The following is a 15264-nucleotide window of genomic DNA, read 5'->3' on the forward strand; positions in this document are numbered from 1 at the left end:
CTTGGGTGACCCGGGTCACATCAGGGCGAGCGGAAGGCGGCCACCCATGGCGGACACGACCCGGACCGGCGCCCCCGGCGGGCAGGACGCGGTGCCGCGCAGGGCGGGCTGGCGGTCGGTCGGGCCGGGCATCGTGGTCGCGGCCACCGGGGTCGGTGCCGGGGACCTGGTCGCGACGCTGATCGCCGGCAGCAGGTTCGGCTACACGCTGCTGTGGGCCGCGGTGATCGGCTGCCTGGTGAAGATCTCCCTGGCGGAGGCCGCGGGCCGCTGGCACCTCGCCACCGGCCGCACCCTCTTCGACGGATGGCGCAGTCTCGGTTCGTGGACCACGGTCTACTTCGCCGGCTACGTGGTGGTCTGGGGCTTCGTGTACGGGGCGGCGGCCATGTCGTCGAGCGCGCTGCCGCTGGCGGCGCTGTTCCCCGGGGTGCTGGACCTGAAGGTGTGGGCCGTGCTGTGCGGCCTGGCGGGGTCGGTCTTCGTCTGGTTCAACCGGTACGCCGTCTTCGAGAAGGTCATGGCGGCGCTGGTCGGCGTCATGTTCGTGGTCACCGTGTACCTCGCGGTCAGGGTGACGCCCCGACTGGGCGAGGCGTTCGCCGGACTGGTGCCCGTTCTGCCCGAGGGCTCGCTGGTCTACACGCTGGGCCTGATCGGCGGGGTGGGCGGCACGATCACGCTCGCCGCGTACGGGTACTGGGTCAACGCCAAGGGGTGGGAGGGGCCGTCGTGGATGCGGGTGATGCGGCTCGACAACCGGATCGCGTACCTCACCACGGGCGTCTTCGTGGTGGCCATGCTGTTCGTCGGGGCCGAACTGCTGCACTCGTCGGGGGTGGCCCTGGCCAGGGGCGACAAGGGTCTGCTCGACCTGGGCCGAGTGCTGGAGGAGCGGTACGGGAGCGCGACGGCCCGGCTGTTCCTGGTCGGCTTCTTCGCCGCCTCGTACACCTCGCTGATCGGCGTCTGGCACGGGGTCAGCCTGATGTTCGCCGACTTCGTCACGAAGCTGCGGCCTTCCCTGGCACGGCCGGGGACGCGCCCGGAGCGGTCGGCACCCTTCCGGGCCTACCTGCTCTGGCTGACCTTCCCGCCGGTGGGTCTGCTCTTCCTGGACCAGCCGTTCGGCCTCGTCATCGGGTACGGGGTGATCGGCGCCCTCTTCATGCCCTTCCTCGCCCTGACCCTGGTGTGGCTCCTGAACTCCTCCCGTACCCCGCGGGAGTGGCGCAACGGCCCGCTGAGCAACCTGTGCCTGTCGGCTGCCGGCCTCCTGTTCGTGGTCCTGTGCGTCGTGCAGGTCCGCGACCTGCCCTGGTAGGGCACGGGCCGGTGGGAGGGCTGCCGCCGAGATGTGGCCGAGGGCCGGCCGGGGGACGATGGCAGAAGGCCGGCCGGTGCGCGTACGAGCGGTCCGCGGCCGGCCGGTCTGCCGGCGCACGGGTGGCCGGCGGCGCTGACCCGGGAGGCGGGTGACGGCATGGACGAGTCACGCCAGGCGTGGTTCATGGTGGTGGGCGTGGTCGCCGTCATCCTCGCGGACCTCGTGGCGATCATCCTGATGAACGTCCTCTGACGCTGAGCGGGCCGCCGGCCGCCGCCGTCGGCCGATCCCGGCGTACGCCCTACTGCCAGGCGCCCGAGCCCGCCAGCACGGCCAGCGCCACACCCCCTGCGGCCACGCGCAGGACGACATCGCGCGGGGAGGGCGGGAGGGGCGGCAGGTCGGGCAGCCCGGGACCGGTGGCGCTCGGGTGCGCCGCGGCCGCCGCCCCACCACGGCGCCGGGCGGCGCGCAGGCGCCGGTCCAGCAGGATCCGTGGTGTCCAGGTGAGCAGGACGCCGCAGGCCGCTGCCCAGACGGGCAGGCCGAAGCCGGCGGCGGCGAGGAGGACCAGGGCGGAGAGCACCGACTGCAGGAGGAGCGCGCCGTGGGGCGAGCGGGCGAGCGGCACGAGGAACGCCGCTCCGGGACGGGCCAGCTCGCTGAGGCTCTCCGCGAGCACCGCCCGCCGACGGTCGTCCGGCAGGCGGGCGGCGCGGGCCCGGGCGCCCTCCGCCGCGGCGCGCGGGTCGCCGCCGGCGGCGAGGGCGTCGCGGACGTCGAGCCACTGAACGGTGCGGACCGACAAGGGGGCGGGCAGACGGTGCGGTGCGGCGGCGACGGCGGCCACGCGGCGGGCCTGCACCGATCCGGGGGCGAGCTCCGACAGCCGCGCCGCCAGGGCCGGCCCTCGGCCGCTGCGCGCGGGACGGTCGGCATGAATGGTGAGCAGGCACAGCTCGGCGTAGCCGGCGAGCAGGTCCACGTCCTCGGGGAAGTCGGCGAGGGCGTCGCGGTACACCTCCTCCGCCCGGTCGTCGTGGTCGTCGTCGTTCTCCGCGACGTGTGCGAGCGCAAGGACGAGCGCCAATTCCGGCGCGGGACCAAGGGTCTTGAGGGCCGCCCGGGCGGTCCGGCGCGCCTCCGCGTGGCGGCCGGAGGCGATCAGGGCCCGCGCCCTGCGGCTCTCGCCGGCCGCGTCCGTCCTGGTCACGACGGCCTCGTCAACGTCCGCGCGCGGCGCGGTGGCCGGTCCGTTCGTGTCGTGCATGTTCCCCACCCCGGTGTTGCGACCCGAGCCGTTGCTCGGCCGCGCAAATATCACCCGTGAAGCGGAGTTCGTCAATCCGCGGCGGGACGTACCCGGGCCAACGGGACGAACGCGGGGGCTCCGTGGTGGGCCGGGGCGGGGACGCGTTCGAGGACGCCCCCGGCGAAGACGTCGTAGAGGGGGAGGGTTTCGAGGTGGACGTAGCCGATGTGGCAGTCGCAGGTGGCCAGGGGGCAGGGACGGGGGGCGAGGGCGGCGCGGTACGAGCCGTCGTAGAGGTTGCCGAGTTCCGCGCGGACGAAGTGGCAGCGGCGGACCGTGCCCTCGCCGTCCACCGAGAGGACCGACTCGCCCGTGCGGCAGGGCAGTCCGGCCGAACGGTGGGGGTGCCGGCTGTACGGGAAGAGCGGGTCGAGGGCGGTCCACTCGTCGGCCTCGGCGTCGGTGTAGGTGTGGCCCTCGGCCGCGTTGGCCCAGAGGTAGACGTGGGACGGGAGGTCGGCGCGCAGCCGCCGGGCGTCCGGCAGGTTCTCGGGCAGGCCGACGATGCCGACGCTGTGCCGGATGCCGCGGTCGGCGAGGTCGCGGACCTTCGCCAGGAAGCGGTCGTACGGCGTCTGGCCCGGGTGGTAGGTGCACCAGAGGGCGACGGTGGCCGGGTCGGCGTCGGCGAGCCAGTCGGTGCGGCAGCTGAGGTTGGTCTGGATGGCGACGCGCGCGACGTGCGGCTGGTGTGACAGCTCGACGAGGGCGCGGCGGTACCAGGAGCGGACCAGGCCCTCGCCCCACGGGGTGAAGAGGACCGACAGCCGGTCGTCCCGCTGGTCCGCCGCCCAGGCGGTGAAGCGCTCCAGGGCGGCGCGGTCGGCGCGCAGTAGGTCGGGGGTGTCCCGGCGCTTCGCGAAGGGGCAGTAGGGGCAGTCGTAGTCGCAGGAGGCGAGCGGGCCGCGGTAGAGGATCGTCAGGTCCACGGCGGCTACTTCGGGTCGTAGGCGGCCATGGCGGCGCGTACGGCGGGTGAGAAGAGCGCGGGGCCGAGGGCGTCGGAGTGGGCGAGTCCCTCGGGCGTCAGGCGCAGGAGCGGGCCGGAACCGCCGGCCGGGTCCGTGGTCTCCTCCAGCCACCCGCGGGCCGCGAAGGCGGCCAGTTCGGCCGGGAAGTCCTCGTGCGGCCCGGTGCCGAAGCGGTCTCGGTAGTCCGCGAGCGGCATGCCGCGGGCCTGGAGGAGGGACTGGAGGAGGTGGCGGCGGCGCGCCTCGCTGCCGTCGACGTACCGGCCGTGGACGGCGCGGCCGAAGTCGGTGGTGGCCGTGTAGTCGTCGATGATGGCCCGGATCTCCCCCATGTCGACGGCGTAGTCGAAGGAGTAGTGGAGGGCCGAGGTGTACGAGCGTGCCCCGCAGCCGAGGCCGATCATGCCGTCGGTCTGGCAGGCGTGGTCGTCGGGTCCCTGCGGGGCGGCGCCGGGCCTGCGGAACATCCGCATGGACACCTGCTCGTAGCCCTGCGCGAGGAGGTGGTCGCGGCCCTGGCGGTAGAGGGCCAGGCGCTGTTCGTCCCATGCGCGGTCGGTGTGGGCGGTGCGCCGGGCGAGGCCGGTGAGCGGGCGGACGTAGAGGGGGTAGAGGTACAGCTCCTCCGGCTGCCAGGCGAGGGCGGCGTCGAGCGAGGTGCGCCAGGTGGCGGGGGTCTGGCCGTCGATGCCGTAGATGAGGTCGACGTTGAGGACCGGGACGCGGGCGTCGCGGATCCGGCCGAGCGCGGCCTCGACGTCGGCGCGGCGCTGCGGCCGGACCGCCGCCCGGGCCTCGTCGTCGACGAAGCTCTGTACGCCGATGCTGACGCGGGTGGCGCCGCGGTCGGCGAGGACGGCGAGCCGGTCGGCGGTCGCGGTGGCGGGCGAGGTCTCGACGGAGAGGGGTACGGCGCGCAGGTCGGCGCCCATGCGGTGTTCCGCGATGTCGCAGAGCCGGGACAGTTCGGCCGCGGTGAGGAAGGTCGGGGTGCCGCCGCCGAAGGCGGCGTTGGCGAAGCGCACCGGGCCCGCGTCGCCGAGGGCGTCGCGCACGGCGGCGGCCTGGCGGTCGAGCGCGTCGAGGTAGCGGCCGGCGAGTCCGTCGGGGGCGCCGATGCGGGTGAAGAGGTTGCAGAAGCCGCAGCGGACCTCGCAGAACGGTATGTGCAGGTAGAGGGAGAGTGCCTGCTTGTCCTCGCCGCGCCAGAGGTCGCGCAGGGCGGGCCGCTCGGGGAGCGGGCGGTACGCGGTCTTGTGCGGGTAGGCGTAGACGTAGCTCTGGTACGGGCGGACGGGGGCGGCGGCGCTTCCCGCCGCCCCGGTCGCGGGCGCGGGCGCCGTCCCGGTTGCCGTTCGGGCCGCCGTCTCGGTCGCGGTGGGCGTCTCGGTCGCGGTGGGCGTCATGCGGAGTGCTCCAGGAAGAAGTGGGCGTACGGCACGGTCCAGACGGCCTCGTGGGCGAGCCGGTGTCCGGTGTAGCCGTCGTCGCCGTAGGTGGTGCCGTGGTCGGAGCAGACGATGGCGAAGCAGCGCCGGCGGGAGCCCATCGCGGCGAAGAGCCGGCCGATGTGGCGGTCGACGTACTCCAGCGCGGCGGCGTGGGTGGCCCGGCTGTCGCCAGCCTCGCGGGTCGCGCCGGGCGTGTGGAACCAGTTGGGCTGGTGCAGCGCGGAGACGTTGAGGAAGAGGAACAGCCGCTGCTCGTCGGGGAGCGAGCCGACGATCCGCTCGGCCCGCGCGACCTGGGCCTCGAAGGAGGTGGGGGACGCCACGCCGAACTCGGGCTCCCAGTGGCTCTCCTGGAACATGCCGGGGAGCACGTCCCCGAGCGCGCCCTGCTTGTTGAAGAAGCCGACTCCGCCGACGCACACCGTGCGGTAGCCGGCCGCGGTGAGGCCGGAGACCAGATCGGGCGTGTCGAACACCCAGGTGCGTCCGGCGGTGGTCTCGCTGCCGGCGAAGCGCGCCGCGAACAGCCTCGGGTGCGGGCCGGGCGCGGCGGGGGTGGGCAGGAAGCCGGCGAACATCGCCTGGTGGGAGGCGTAGGTGAAGCTTCCGGGGGCGTGCCGCCGTTCCCAGGCGCCGCCGGGCAGGTGGCGGGCGAGGTTCGGGATGCGTCCGGCGGCGGCCAGTTCGGCGGCCACGTCGTACCGGAGGGTGTCGAGGGTGAGCAGGAGGAGGTCGTCGCGGCCGACGACCTCGTTCATGTCCGGCCCCTCGGGGGCGGGCTCAGGCTGGTGCACGGTGGTTCCTCGGGTGGTGGTGCAGGGGTGCGCGCTCGCGCGCGTACGGGAGTGCGGCGGCGACCTGGGCGGCGTAGGTGTCGAGGCCCTCGGCCCCGCTGCCGGGCAGGCCGGTGAGGCCGGGCAGCAGGTCGCCGAAGGCGTTGACCTCGGCGACGGCGAACCGCCGCCAGCCGACGGCCGGCAGCAGGTCGACGCCGACGCAGAGCGTGCGGGGGAAACAGGCCGCGGCCCGCTCGCAGATGCGCAGGGCGTCGGCCCAGCGGGGGCCGGCCGCCTCGACCACCGCGGCGAGGTCGCCGCGCAGTCCGCCGAGGTGGAGGTTGGTCATGGGCGACCGGCTGGTGCGGACCACGGCGTGGGTGGCCCGGCCGGCCACGACGACCACGCGCAGGTCCGCCGTGCGGCCGCCCAGGGAGGCCTTGGGCCACCAGCGTTCGACGTGCAGCCCGTCGGGGGCGAGGGCGTCGACGAGGGCGGCGGTCTCGCGTTCGCTGGTGATGCGGCGCACGCGCAGCGAGTTGTGGAGCTTCCCGTCGTCGGTGGTCTCGACGGCGGTGGTGGCCCGGATCCGGCCGCGTCCCGCCGTCTCGACCGCGACGATGCCCGAAGCGGAGGAGCCGTGCGCGAGCTTGACGAACACGCGCGGCATGGCGTGCGCGTCCATGAGGGCGCGCACGTCGTCCCAGCCGCGGACGGGCAACAGGCCGCCGGAGGTCGGTGAGCGGGGTACGGGCACCTCCGCCGTGTCCAGGACGCGGTGGCAGAGCCTCTTGTCGAAGAGGACGGCCAGTTCGTCCGGGTCGTCGAGGCGCACGCCGCCGGTCAGGGACCTTACGGCCGCGGTGAACCCGGCGTACCAGCGGGCGCCGCCCTCCACGCGGGTGGGGTCGTCGAGTCCGCGCAGGACCCGGTCGACCTCGGGGTTCTCCCCGGGCGAGTCGAGTCGTACGAGTTCGTCGGACCCGAAGACGGCGCCGCCCTCGCGCAGGACGGCGGTCCAGGGCACGACGCGGGGGGCGGGCAGCCCCGCGTCGTGCAGGGCCTGGCCGAAGAGGGCGACGCGGCGGTTCTCCGGGTTGCCGACGACCGCCCAGCGCGGGGGCGTGTGCTGTGTCACGGCCGTGGTGGCTATTCGCCCACGGCGACGAACCGCCAGACGCGGCCGTCCCATTCGTCCTCGTCGGCGTGGCCGCGGTCGAGGTCGAGCCGGACGCCGGCGCCTGCCAGGGTGTCGCGGAAGCGCTGCTTCAGCGGGTCGCTGAGGTAGTTGTGGTGGAGGTCGAGGGAGCTGAGGTGGGTGAGGGGCTGGCCGCCGAGGAGGGCGGTGCCGCCCTGGTCCGTGAGGACGCCCATGGAGAGGTCGAGGTGCTCCAGTCGCGCGACCACGGGCGCGGCGGCCATGGCCGTGGCGATCTCGTCCTGGATGTCGCTGTTGCGCAGGGCCAGGTGCCGGAGGGCGGGCAGGCGGTCGCCCGCCATGATGGGCTCCACGTCCGTCAGGGCGCAGTCCCCGCCGTAGTTGTCGGTGCCGAGCCAGAGGTCGAGGTGCTCCAGGGCGGGCAGGCTGCTCGCCGCGACGTTCCGGACGGCGGTGGCGGGCATGCCGCCGGTCTGCACGGTGAGGGAGCGCAGCCGCTGGTGGGTGAACGGCGGGATGACGAGGCCACTGCCGCCGCGGACCCCGAACTCCTCCAGTTCGGGGAACCCGTCGAGCAGCGGGCCGACGTCGCCCTGGTTGATCCAGCTGATCTCGCACTCCTCGGACTCCATGTCCCCGAGGAACAGCGCCCGCAGGGCGGGCAGCCGGTCCCGGGCGGCGAGGAGCGCCTCGATGATGTCGCCGGGGCCCCGGTCGTACGCCTCCTCCCAGGCGCCGACGACGAGGGACTTGACCTTGGTGGTGTCGACGGCCGCGGTGAAGCGGGCGAAGGCCGCGGGCCAGCTCTCGGTGGCGTCGTAGGGGTTGGAGGAGATCCGCCAGGCGACGGCGTCGGCCTCGGGCAGCGCGGCCAGGCCCTTCAGGTCGTCGGCTTCCGGGAAGTCGAACACCGGCAGTCCGTACGACTCCCGCAGATGCCTCGCGTAACTCATGGTCCCCGCCGTTCCTCTTCGGTCCCGGACGCCTCGTCCGACGTGCCTGCAAGTTGTAGCAAGCGGCGCTGACAACGGCCGCGGCAGGGGCGGTTCCGGCGGCGTCCCCGCCTCGCGGACGGCGTTCGCCCTGCGTTGTCAGACCCCGGCCCTACGTTGTGTGAACGGCGCGGCGCACGGAGCGTGGTGCGGGAAGGGGACACGTATGTACCGGCAGGGGGACGTGCTGATCGTGCCGCTCGCGGAGGCGGCGGTGCCGCCGCACGCGGTGGACGCGCCGCAGGAGCCGAGGGACGGGCGCGGGCGGCTGGTACTGGCGCTGGGCGAGGTGACCGGCCACGCGCACGCGGTGCTCGGGCCGGGCCGACTGGTGCGGGAGCCGGGCCCGTTCGGGCCGATGCTGCTCCATCTCCCGGACGGCGGGCGCGTGGTGCACGAGGAGCACGCCGCGATCCCGCTGCCGAAGGGCTGGTACCGGGTGGTGCGGCAGCGGGAGTACGTGCCGGGCGCGGTCCGCATCGTGGCGGACTGACGTGACGGGCGGTGCTGCGGGCTGATGGATCCACAGGACGGAACGAGGGGGTTGGGCGTGGTGAAGGCGATGGCGGGAGTACCGGTGGCCGGGGGCGGGGCGGACGGCGTGGCCGGAGTCGGGCCGGGGCGCGGGGCGCCCGCGGGCCAGGTCGCGGAGGGTGACGGGCCGGCGGACGGCTGGCGGGCGGTCGCGGCCGCGACCGGGCCGGCGGACCGGGCGGCCGCCGAGGCGGGGGTGCGGCTCGCGTACCGGACGGCCGGACTCGCCGAGCCCGCCCGCATCCTGTGGGCCGACTCGCCGCGGGCCGCGCTGGGACTGCTCGGCGACCCGGACGGCCCCTGGGGCACGGAGGCGCGCGGGCGGAGCGTACGGGACGAGGTCCGCAGCGCGCCCTGGGCGGCCGAGCGCGCCCGGCTCAGCGGGGCGCTGGGGCCCCAGGGGTGGAGCCGGCGGTGGGCGCTGACCGGAGCCCGCCTGTGGGAGAACACCGAGCGGCTGGCGGACCGCATCCGCACCGGGCTGGTCGAGGAGTTGGCAGAGGACGCCGGGGAGGAGGCGGAGATCCGGCTGCTGCTCCTGGACGCCGTCCTGGGCCAGCACGACGCGGCCTGGCTGAGCGCGTACGACACGGGTGCCGGTACGCCGCTGGAGGGGGTGGCGGCGGTGGCCGCGGCCGCCGGCTGGTGGTGGCCGTACGAGCGGCTGGCCGTGGTGTGCGAGCGCGCGGTGGAGCTGCACCGGGACGAGGCCGGCCGCCTGGACCGCGGCGACGGACCCGCCCTCGCCTTCCCGGACGGCTTCGCCCTGTACGCGTGGCGCGGGATGCCGGTGCCGGCCGATCTGCTGTCAGGCCTGGCCACGCTGACGCCCGAGCGGATCCGGGAGGAGGAGAACGCGGAGCTGCGCCGCGTGATGCTGGAGCACTACGGCTACGAGCGGTACCTGGAGGAGTCGGGAGCCGAGCCGGTGCACCGGGACGGGACGGGGGTGCTGTGGCGGATACCGCTGCCGGACGACGAGGACGTGGTGATGGTGGAGGTGGTCAACTCCACGCCCGAGCCCGACGGCACGAGCCGCACGTACTGGCTGCGCGTGCCGCCGGAGACCCTGACCGCACGGCAGGGCGTGGCGTGGACGTTCGGTCTGGACGCGGCGGAGTACGCGCCGTCCCGGGAGACCTGACCCGGGGCCGACGGGCCACGGGCCGCTGGCCGCTGGCCGCTGGCCGCCGGCCCTGCGGGGCTCAGCTCGGGTGCGTCTCGCGCCAGTCCCGGACCATGGCCTCGACGTCGAAGGGGCGGAGGTTCAGCGGCGGCCCCGGGGGCGGCATCCGGATCGCCGCGGCGATCTTCTCGTTGACGGCGGTGAGGATCTGCCGGACGCGGGCCTCGGTTCTGGCCCCGGCGACCTCCTCCGCGGCGTCCTCGGCCTCCTTGCGCAGGGCCAGCGCGGGCGGGAGGACGGAGACGCCCTCGCGGTGGAGCTTGCCCTTGACCCACCACAGCTCGTCGTAGGGGGCCGTGTCGTCGGCCAGGGGCTTGCCGAAGCCGGCCAGTTCCCTGAAGTCGCCACGCTCCGTGGCCTCGCGGATCTGCTTGTCCACGAACGACTCGAAGCTGACACCCGGTGGTTTTCGCTCGGTCATGTCTCCAGCCTACGGAATCCGCCGGGCTCCCGGACCGGCGGGTAGGCTCGGGCAGCAGGGTGCACGCGAGGCGCGGAGACCCTGAGGGGCGGACCCGAGGGAGGGACGATGACCGAGCTGACACTGGTGCGGGGCGACATCACCGACCAGCAGGTGGACGCCGTGGTGAACGCCGCGAACTCCTCGCTGCTCGGGGGCAGGGGCGTGGACGGCGCGATCCACCGCCGGGGCGGCCCCGAGATCCTCGCCGCCTGCCGCGACCTACGGGCGTCCCGCTACGGCAAGGGTCTGCCCACCGGCCGGGCCGTGGCCACCACCGCCGGGAAGCTCCCGGCCCGCTGGGTGATCCACACCGTCGGCCCGGTCTGGTCGCGCGAGGAGGACCGCTCCGCGCTGCTGGCCTCCTGCTACCGCGAGTCACTGCACGTCGCGGACGAGCTCGGCGCCCGTACCGTCGCCTTCCCCGCGATCTCCACGGGCGTCTACGGCTGGCCGATGGACGACGGCGCGCGCATCGCCGTCGAGACGGTGCGCGCCACCCCGACCTCCGTGTCAGAGGTCCGCTTCGTGCTCTTCGGCGAGCCGGCCTACGAGGCCTTCGCCGCCCACATGTCGTGATCCGGCCGGTCCGGGCCCGGGTGTCCGGGCCCGGACCGGCCCGGTGTGGGCGGTCGGGCCAGCCGGTCGCGACGCGCGCGTCGTAGGAGCGGTCGGGTCAGCCGGTCGCGATGCGGGCCCCGTAGGAGGTGAGGGCGCCGATCACGTCGGCGTAGTAGAAGCGCCAGGCACAGCGACGGCTCGTGCTCTCCGGGACGCCCTGGCAGGCGGCCTGCGTGTTGAGGTCTATGGCGGTGTTGGTGCCCTTGGCGATGACGCGCTCGGGGTGGTCGGGCCAGTCGAGTTCGAAGACCGGGCCGCCGCTGTCGCCGTTGCCGACCGGCGCGACGTGGTCGACCTGCTCGGCGCGGACCACCGGGCCCACGCTGTAGCCGATGTTGATCCACTGGCCGGTGGCCTTGACCTGGATGTTGCAGACGGCACCCGAGTACGCGCCCGAGTCGCACAGCCAGTCCCCGGTGTAGCTGCGGCGCGCTCCGGCCACCGGCTTGGAGAACTCGCCCGTGCCGACGCCGCCGTCGTAGATGCGGCCTGCGGAGGTGGCGTTGATCAGCAGCGTGTCGCGGGTCTTGTCGGTGCCGGAGACCGGGCCCATGGTGATGCCGCCGCCGGTGCGGGCGGTCGCTCCGTTGTCGGCGCAGTGCCCGGCGGACAGCATGGCCGAGGTGCCGGTGCCGGTGATCACGGCGAAGCCGGTGGAGCAGCCGTTCCAGCGGGCGCCACCCCAGTACGGCGAGGTGTCCGCGCCGCGCGAGACGGGTGCGGGGCGCTCGGCCGTCCGGCGCAGGGGCACCGAGGCGGTCAGGCCGTCCGCGGCCGCGGTGCCTGCGGTGGCCACGGTGAGGCCGCTGCCGTCGGCGTCCGGGGCGGCCGAGAGCACGCCCGGCTGCCGGATGAGCCGGGCCGCCTCGGCCTGGAGTGCGCGTTCGGTGTGGGCGGCGGGCAGCACCCGTACCGGCACGCTGCGCCGGATGTCGGCCACCAGGCTCCGTACCGGAGCGGGCAGCGTTCCCTTCCAGTACAGGCGCAGTTCGCGGTTCTCGGGTGCGGTGACGATGCCGGCGTAGCCCTCCGCGCGGGTGGCGGTGATGCGGTCGGCGGCGGCGTCGAGCTTCTTCTGCAGGGCCATCAGGTCGGCCCAGGACGCGAAGCCGCCGGGGACGGGGCCGGTGTGGCCGGTCGTGGCGCCGGCCGGGGCGGCGGGCGCGGGTTTGGCGGCGGGCGCGTCCTGTGCGGCGGCGGTGCCGGCCACCAGGGACGCGGCGAGCGCTCCGGCGCCGAGTACGGCGGCAAGCCTGCGGCGCGCGGTGGTGCGGCCGGCCGGGCCGGGGCCGCCGGTGCGGGTGGTGCGTATGCGGTGGTTCATGTGCCCCCCTGTCATTGCCCGTTCATCGGGACGGGCTCATGCTCGGGCGGGGGGCGTCCCGGGCACATGGGGCGGTTGTCCCGTCGGCAGGGGACTTCGCAGGGGGACTGCGTACGGGAACCTCGTGGGCGAACCTCCCGCGAGGCGGACGACGCCGCGCCCGGGTGCGGGGGCACCCGGGCGCGGCGGGTCGGCGTCGCCCGCGGTCGGCGGGCGGGCCGGGCGGTGCGTCAGGCGTTGACGCAGACGTTGCCCGCGGCCGGGTTGAACAGGCCGATGACGTTGATCGAGTTGCCGCACACGTTCAGCTGGGCGTGGACGGGGACCTGGACCACGTTGCCCGAGAGGACGCCGGGCGAGCCGTACGCGAAGCCTTCGGCGATGGAGTCGGCGGACGCGGCGCCCGCGCCGCCGAGGACGAGGGCGGCGGCGGCCAGCACACCGGCGGCGATGGTCGTACGAATGCGCATGGGGTTTGCTCCTAGCGTGGGGAACTGCTCCACCACCTGCGTGGGGAACGGCCTCCGCCACCCTGGACCCTGACGGACCGGCCACCCCTCAGCGCCACGGCGGGGACACGCGAGGCCACACGATCGGGTGGGCCCGGCCGGCCCAGTAGGTGCCCCGTTGCGGGCGTCGCCCGGGACCCGCCAGGAGCGGAAGGAACCCGTCCGCCACAGCACCCCTCATGATCAGTGGACCCCGGGGGGAACGGCGCGCAGCGCCCGGTACCCCCGGGCCGACCGCCCCGCGTGGGCGGCCCTGCCGACCCGTAACGATCAAGTCGAGGAACCAACGTGTCCCTGTCGCCGCATCGACGCCTGACCGTGAGCACCACCCTGCTCGCCGCCCTGGTGGGCGGTCTCGTGCCCGCCGCCGGCGCGTACGCCGCTCCCGCCCCCGCCGCCCCCGCCGCCGCGGGGGCCACCACCCCGGCCCCCGACCTGGACGGGGTCGTCGCGGCGCTCAACTCCGCGATGGCGAACGGCGCGCCGGGTGCGCTCGCCCGCTTCTCCGGCCCCGACGGCGCGCAGAGCCGCGCCTTGGGCGTCCGTGACCGCGTCAGCGGTGCCGCCATGGATGCCAAGGCCCGCTTCCGCATCGGCAGCGTGACGAAGACCTTCTCCTCGGTGGTGCTGCTGCAGCTGGTGCAGGAGAAGAAGCTGGAGCTGGACGCCCCGGTCAACCGCTACCTGCCCGGTCTGCTGCCGGACGAGCGGATCACGGTGCGCCACCTGATGACCCACCGCAGCGGCCTGGCGGACTACACGGAGAAGATGTTCGCCCAGACGGTTCCGGGCTTCGAGGCCGTGCGGAACCGCCAGTTCAGCTACCAGGAGCTGGTGGACCTGTCGCTGGCCGAGCCGCGCACGACCCAGCCCGGTGTCGCGTACAAGTACTCGAACACCAACTTCGTCGTGGTCGGCATGCTCATCGAGAAGCTGACCGGGCGCCCGGTCGCCAAGGAGTACGACCGCCGCATCATCAAGAAGCTCGGCCTGCGCAACACCTCGTACGTGCACCCGCAGACGGAGATCAAGGGCCTGCACGCCCGCGGTTACCTGCACCCCGACGAGGCGGGCGCGCCGCTGGTCGACTCCACCGAGCAGACCGTGTCCTGGGGCCAGTCGGCCGGCGCGATGATCTCGAACGCGGCCGACCTGAACACCTTCGTGAAGGGTCTGCTGGGTGGCAAGCTGCTCAAGCCGGCGATGCTGGACGCGATGACCACGGTCACGCCGACCGACGCCACGAACACCCGTCACTACGGGCTCGGGCTGCGCCGGTACGACCTGTCGTGCGGCACCTCGGTGTACGGGCACACCGGCACCGTGCAGGGCTTCTACACGTACGCGTTCGCGACCAAGGACGGCAAGCGCAGCCTGGCCGCGATGGCGAACACCTCGAACCGGGGCGTCGCCAACACGGCCCTGGGCGGCGTGCTGGAGCCCGCGTTCTGCGGCAAGAAGGCCCCGGCGGCCCGGTCCGCGGCGCGCGGGTTCTCGGTGAACCCGGCCGAGGCGGACCTGCCCGAGCGCCGCTGACCCCGGCCCGCTGACCGCGTGTGCGTCCCCGGCCCGGTGCGGGCCGGGGACGCACACGTCCTGGGGTCCCCGGGTCCCGCCGGGGTCAGGCCGCGTCGAGGACCGCGCGGATGACGTGGCGTGCGTTGCCGGCCATGTGCGCGTTCACGCCCCGGTAGTACGGCAGGGCGATGACGGCCTGCGAGAGGGCACGGCCCCGGCCGCGGCGCCAGGTGGCGTCGTCCACGCCGAGGGCGTCGCGGAACACCCCGCGCGCCCGGGCCGGCAGCAGGTTCCAGGCGGGGAAGAGGTCGCAGGCGGGGTCTCCGACGCCCGTGCAGCCGAAGTCGATCACCGAGGTCAGCCGGCCCCCGGAGACCAGCAGGTTGCCCGGCATCAGGTCGGCGTGCACCCAGACCGGCGGCCCGTCCCAGGCGGGCGCGGCCAGCGCGTCCGCCCAGACGGCGAGCAGGCCGTCGCAGTCGACGCCCTCCTCGGGGATCCCCCGCAGCTCCTCGACGGCCGCCCTGGTGGCGGCGTCGAGCAGGGCGAGCGGCCCGCCGCGGTACGCGGGCGGCGCGTCCGGCAGGCCGACGCCGCGCATCCCCGTGACGAAGGCCGCGAGGTCGCGGGCCAGCGGGACCGGCGCGTCGAGGGCCCCGGCCTCGGGGTTCGCGCCGGCGAGCCACCCGTACACGGACCAGGGCCAGGGGTAGCCCTCCGCCGGGCGGCCGGCGCCGAGCACCGTGGGGACGGGCGTGGGCAGCAGGGGGGCGAGGCGCGGCAGCCAGCGGCGCTCCAGTCCCACGTCCCCGGCACCGCCCTCGGTCAGCGGCAGCCGTACGACCATCAGGTCGCCGAGCCGGAACATGGCGTTGACCGTGCCGCCGGAGGGGATTCGGGTCACCGGGATTCCGGCCCAGTCGGGGAACTGCCCGGCGACGAGCCGCCGTACGAGGTCCTCGTCGATGTCCTGCCCGCCGGGGGCCGTCGGTCCTGTGTCCCTGGTGATCATGAGGACCATGTGACCGGCGCCGGCCGACCGGGGTCAACCGCTTTTCGGCCCGGCGGGGCCGAGGCCTCCGGCTCGGCGGCGACGGCGCGCCACGACGGGACCTCGGCGCCGG

The 15264-nt window shown here is 74.9% G+C and carries 15 protein-coding genes; 5 read left to right on the forward strand and 10 right to left on the reverse strand.

Features of this window, described 5'->3' with window-relative positions; all coding sequences use genetic code 11:
- Positions 1-46 precede the first annotated feature (46 nt).
- A complete protein-coding gene (locus ACIF6F_RS33760; protein WP_399956081.1) occupies positions 47-1324 on the forward strand; it encodes an Nramp family divalent metal transporter in 1278 nt (425 codons plus the stop codon).
- A 304-nt stretch (positions 1325-1628) separates the two neighbouring features.
- On the opposite strand, the gene ACIF6F_RS33765 is transcribed toward ACIF6F_RS33760, so the two are convergent.
- The 6 genes from ACIF6F_RS33765 to ACIF6F_RS33790 all read right to left on the reverse strand — a co-directional run bounded on the left by ACIF6F_RS33765 (position 1629) and on the right by ACIF6F_RS33790 (position 7949).
- Complete coding sequence (locus tag ACIF6F_RS33765; RefSeq protein ID WP_399956084.1) at positions 1629-2597, reverse strand: hypothetical protein; 969 nt, start codon at positions 2595-2597, stop codon at positions 1629-1631.
- A 71-nt stretch (positions 2598-2668) separates the two neighbouring features.
- Positions 2669-3568, reverse strand: a complete 900-nt coding sequence (locus ACIF6F_RS33770) for an STM4011 family radical SAM protein (RefSeq protein ID WP_399956088.1) — start codon at positions 3566-3568, stop codon at positions 2669-2671.
- Positions 3569-3573: 5 nt separating this feature from the next.
- Positions 3574-5016, reverse strand: a complete 1443-nt coding sequence (locus ACIF6F_RS33775; protein WP_399956091.1) for an STM4012 family radical SAM protein — start codon at positions 5014-5016, stop codon at positions 3574-3576.
- Entirely contained in the window at positions 5013-5819 is an 807-nt protein-coding gene (locus ACIF6F_RS33780; RefSeq protein ID WP_399956224.1) for an STM4013/SEN3800 family hydrolase, read from the reverse strand. Before ACIF6F_RS33780 ends, ACIF6F_RS33775 begins: the two co-directional genes overlap by 4 nt.
- A gap of 22 nt (positions 5820-5841) precedes the next feature.
- The gene (locus ACIF6F_RS33785) at positions 5842-7029 is read right to left on the reverse strand and encodes an STM4014 family protein (protein ID WP_399956094.1); all 1188 of its coding nucleotides are present in this window, start codon (positions 7027-7029) and stop codon (positions 5842-5844) included.
- A complete protein-coding gene (locus tag ACIF6F_RS33790; RefSeq protein ID WP_399956097.1) occupies positions 6987-7949 on the reverse strand; it encodes an STM4015 family protein in 963 nt (320 codons plus the stop codon). Before ACIF6F_RS33790 ends, ACIF6F_RS33785 begins: the two co-directional genes overlap by 43 nt.
- A 205-nt stretch (positions 7950-8154) precedes the next feature.
- Between ACIF6F_RS33790 and ACIF6F_RS33795 the strand changes: the two genes are divergently transcribed.
- Positions 8155-8481: a hypothetical protein gene (locus tag ACIF6F_RS33795; RefSeq protein ID WP_399956100.1), complete on the forward strand. Its 327-nt coding sequence runs from the start codon at positions 8155-8157 to the stop codon at positions 8479-8481.
- 69 nt (positions 8482-8550) lie between these two features.
- Positions 8551-9666 (forward strand): DUF6745 domain-containing protein, encoded by a 1116-nt coding sequence (locus ACIF6F_RS33800; RefSeq protein ID WP_399956103.1) that lies wholly within the window; start codon positions 8551-8553, stop codon positions 9664-9666.
- Positions 9667-9727: 61 nt separating this feature from the next.
- Here the strand turns inward: ACIF6F_RS33800 and ACIF6F_RS33805 are convergent, their stop codons facing one another.
- Positions 9728-10129, reverse strand: coding sequence for a DUF1992 domain-containing protein (locus ACIF6F_RS33805; protein WP_399956107.1), 402 nt, complete (start codon positions 10127-10129; stop codon positions 9728-9730).
- Positions 10130-10237: 108 nt separating this feature from the next.
- On the opposite strand from ACIF6F_RS33805, the gene ACIF6F_RS33810 reads away from it, so the two are divergent.
- On the forward strand, positions 10238-10747 hold the full coding sequence (locus ACIF6F_RS33810; RefSeq protein WP_399956110.1) for an O-acetyl-ADP-ribose deacetylase: 510 nt from the start codon (positions 10238-10240) through the stop codon (positions 10745-10747).
- Positions 10748-10844: 97 nt separating this feature from the next.
- Here the strand turns inward: ACIF6F_RS33810 and ACIF6F_RS33815 are convergent, their stop codons facing one another.
- Entirely contained in the window at positions 10845-12113 is a 1269-nt protein-coding gene (locus tag ACIF6F_RS33815) for a hypothetical protein (protein ID WP_399956113.1), read from the reverse strand.
- 230 nt (positions 12114-12343) lie between these two features.
- The gene (locus ACIF6F_RS33820) at positions 12344-12583 is read right to left on the reverse strand and encodes a chaplin (RefSeq protein ID WP_399956116.1); all 240 of its coding nucleotides are present in this window, start codon (positions 12581-12583) and stop codon (positions 12344-12346) included.
- Between the two features lie 327 nt (positions 12584-12910).
- Between ACIF6F_RS33820 and ACIF6F_RS33825 the strand changes: the two genes are divergently transcribed.
- A complete protein-coding gene (locus tag ACIF6F_RS33825; RefSeq protein WP_399956119.1) occupies positions 12911-14158 on the forward strand; it encodes a serine hydrolase domain-containing protein in 1248 nt (415 codons plus the stop codon).
- 85 nt (positions 14159-14243) lie between these two features.
- Here ACIF6F_RS33825 and ACIF6F_RS33830 read toward each other — a convergent pair whose 3' ends face one another.
- On the reverse strand, positions 14244-15152 hold the full coding sequence (locus tag ACIF6F_RS33830; protein ID WP_399956122.1) for an aminoglycoside phosphotransferase family protein: 909 nt from the start codon (positions 15150-15152) through the stop codon (positions 14244-14246).
- Positions 15153-15264 lie beyond the last annotated feature (112 nt).

The organism is Streptomyces sp. NPDC086023 (genome assembly GCF_044540325.1).
In the GTDB taxonomy this organism is placed as follows: Bacteria; Actinomycetota; Actinomycetes; order Streptomycetales; family Streptomycetaceae; genus Streptomyces.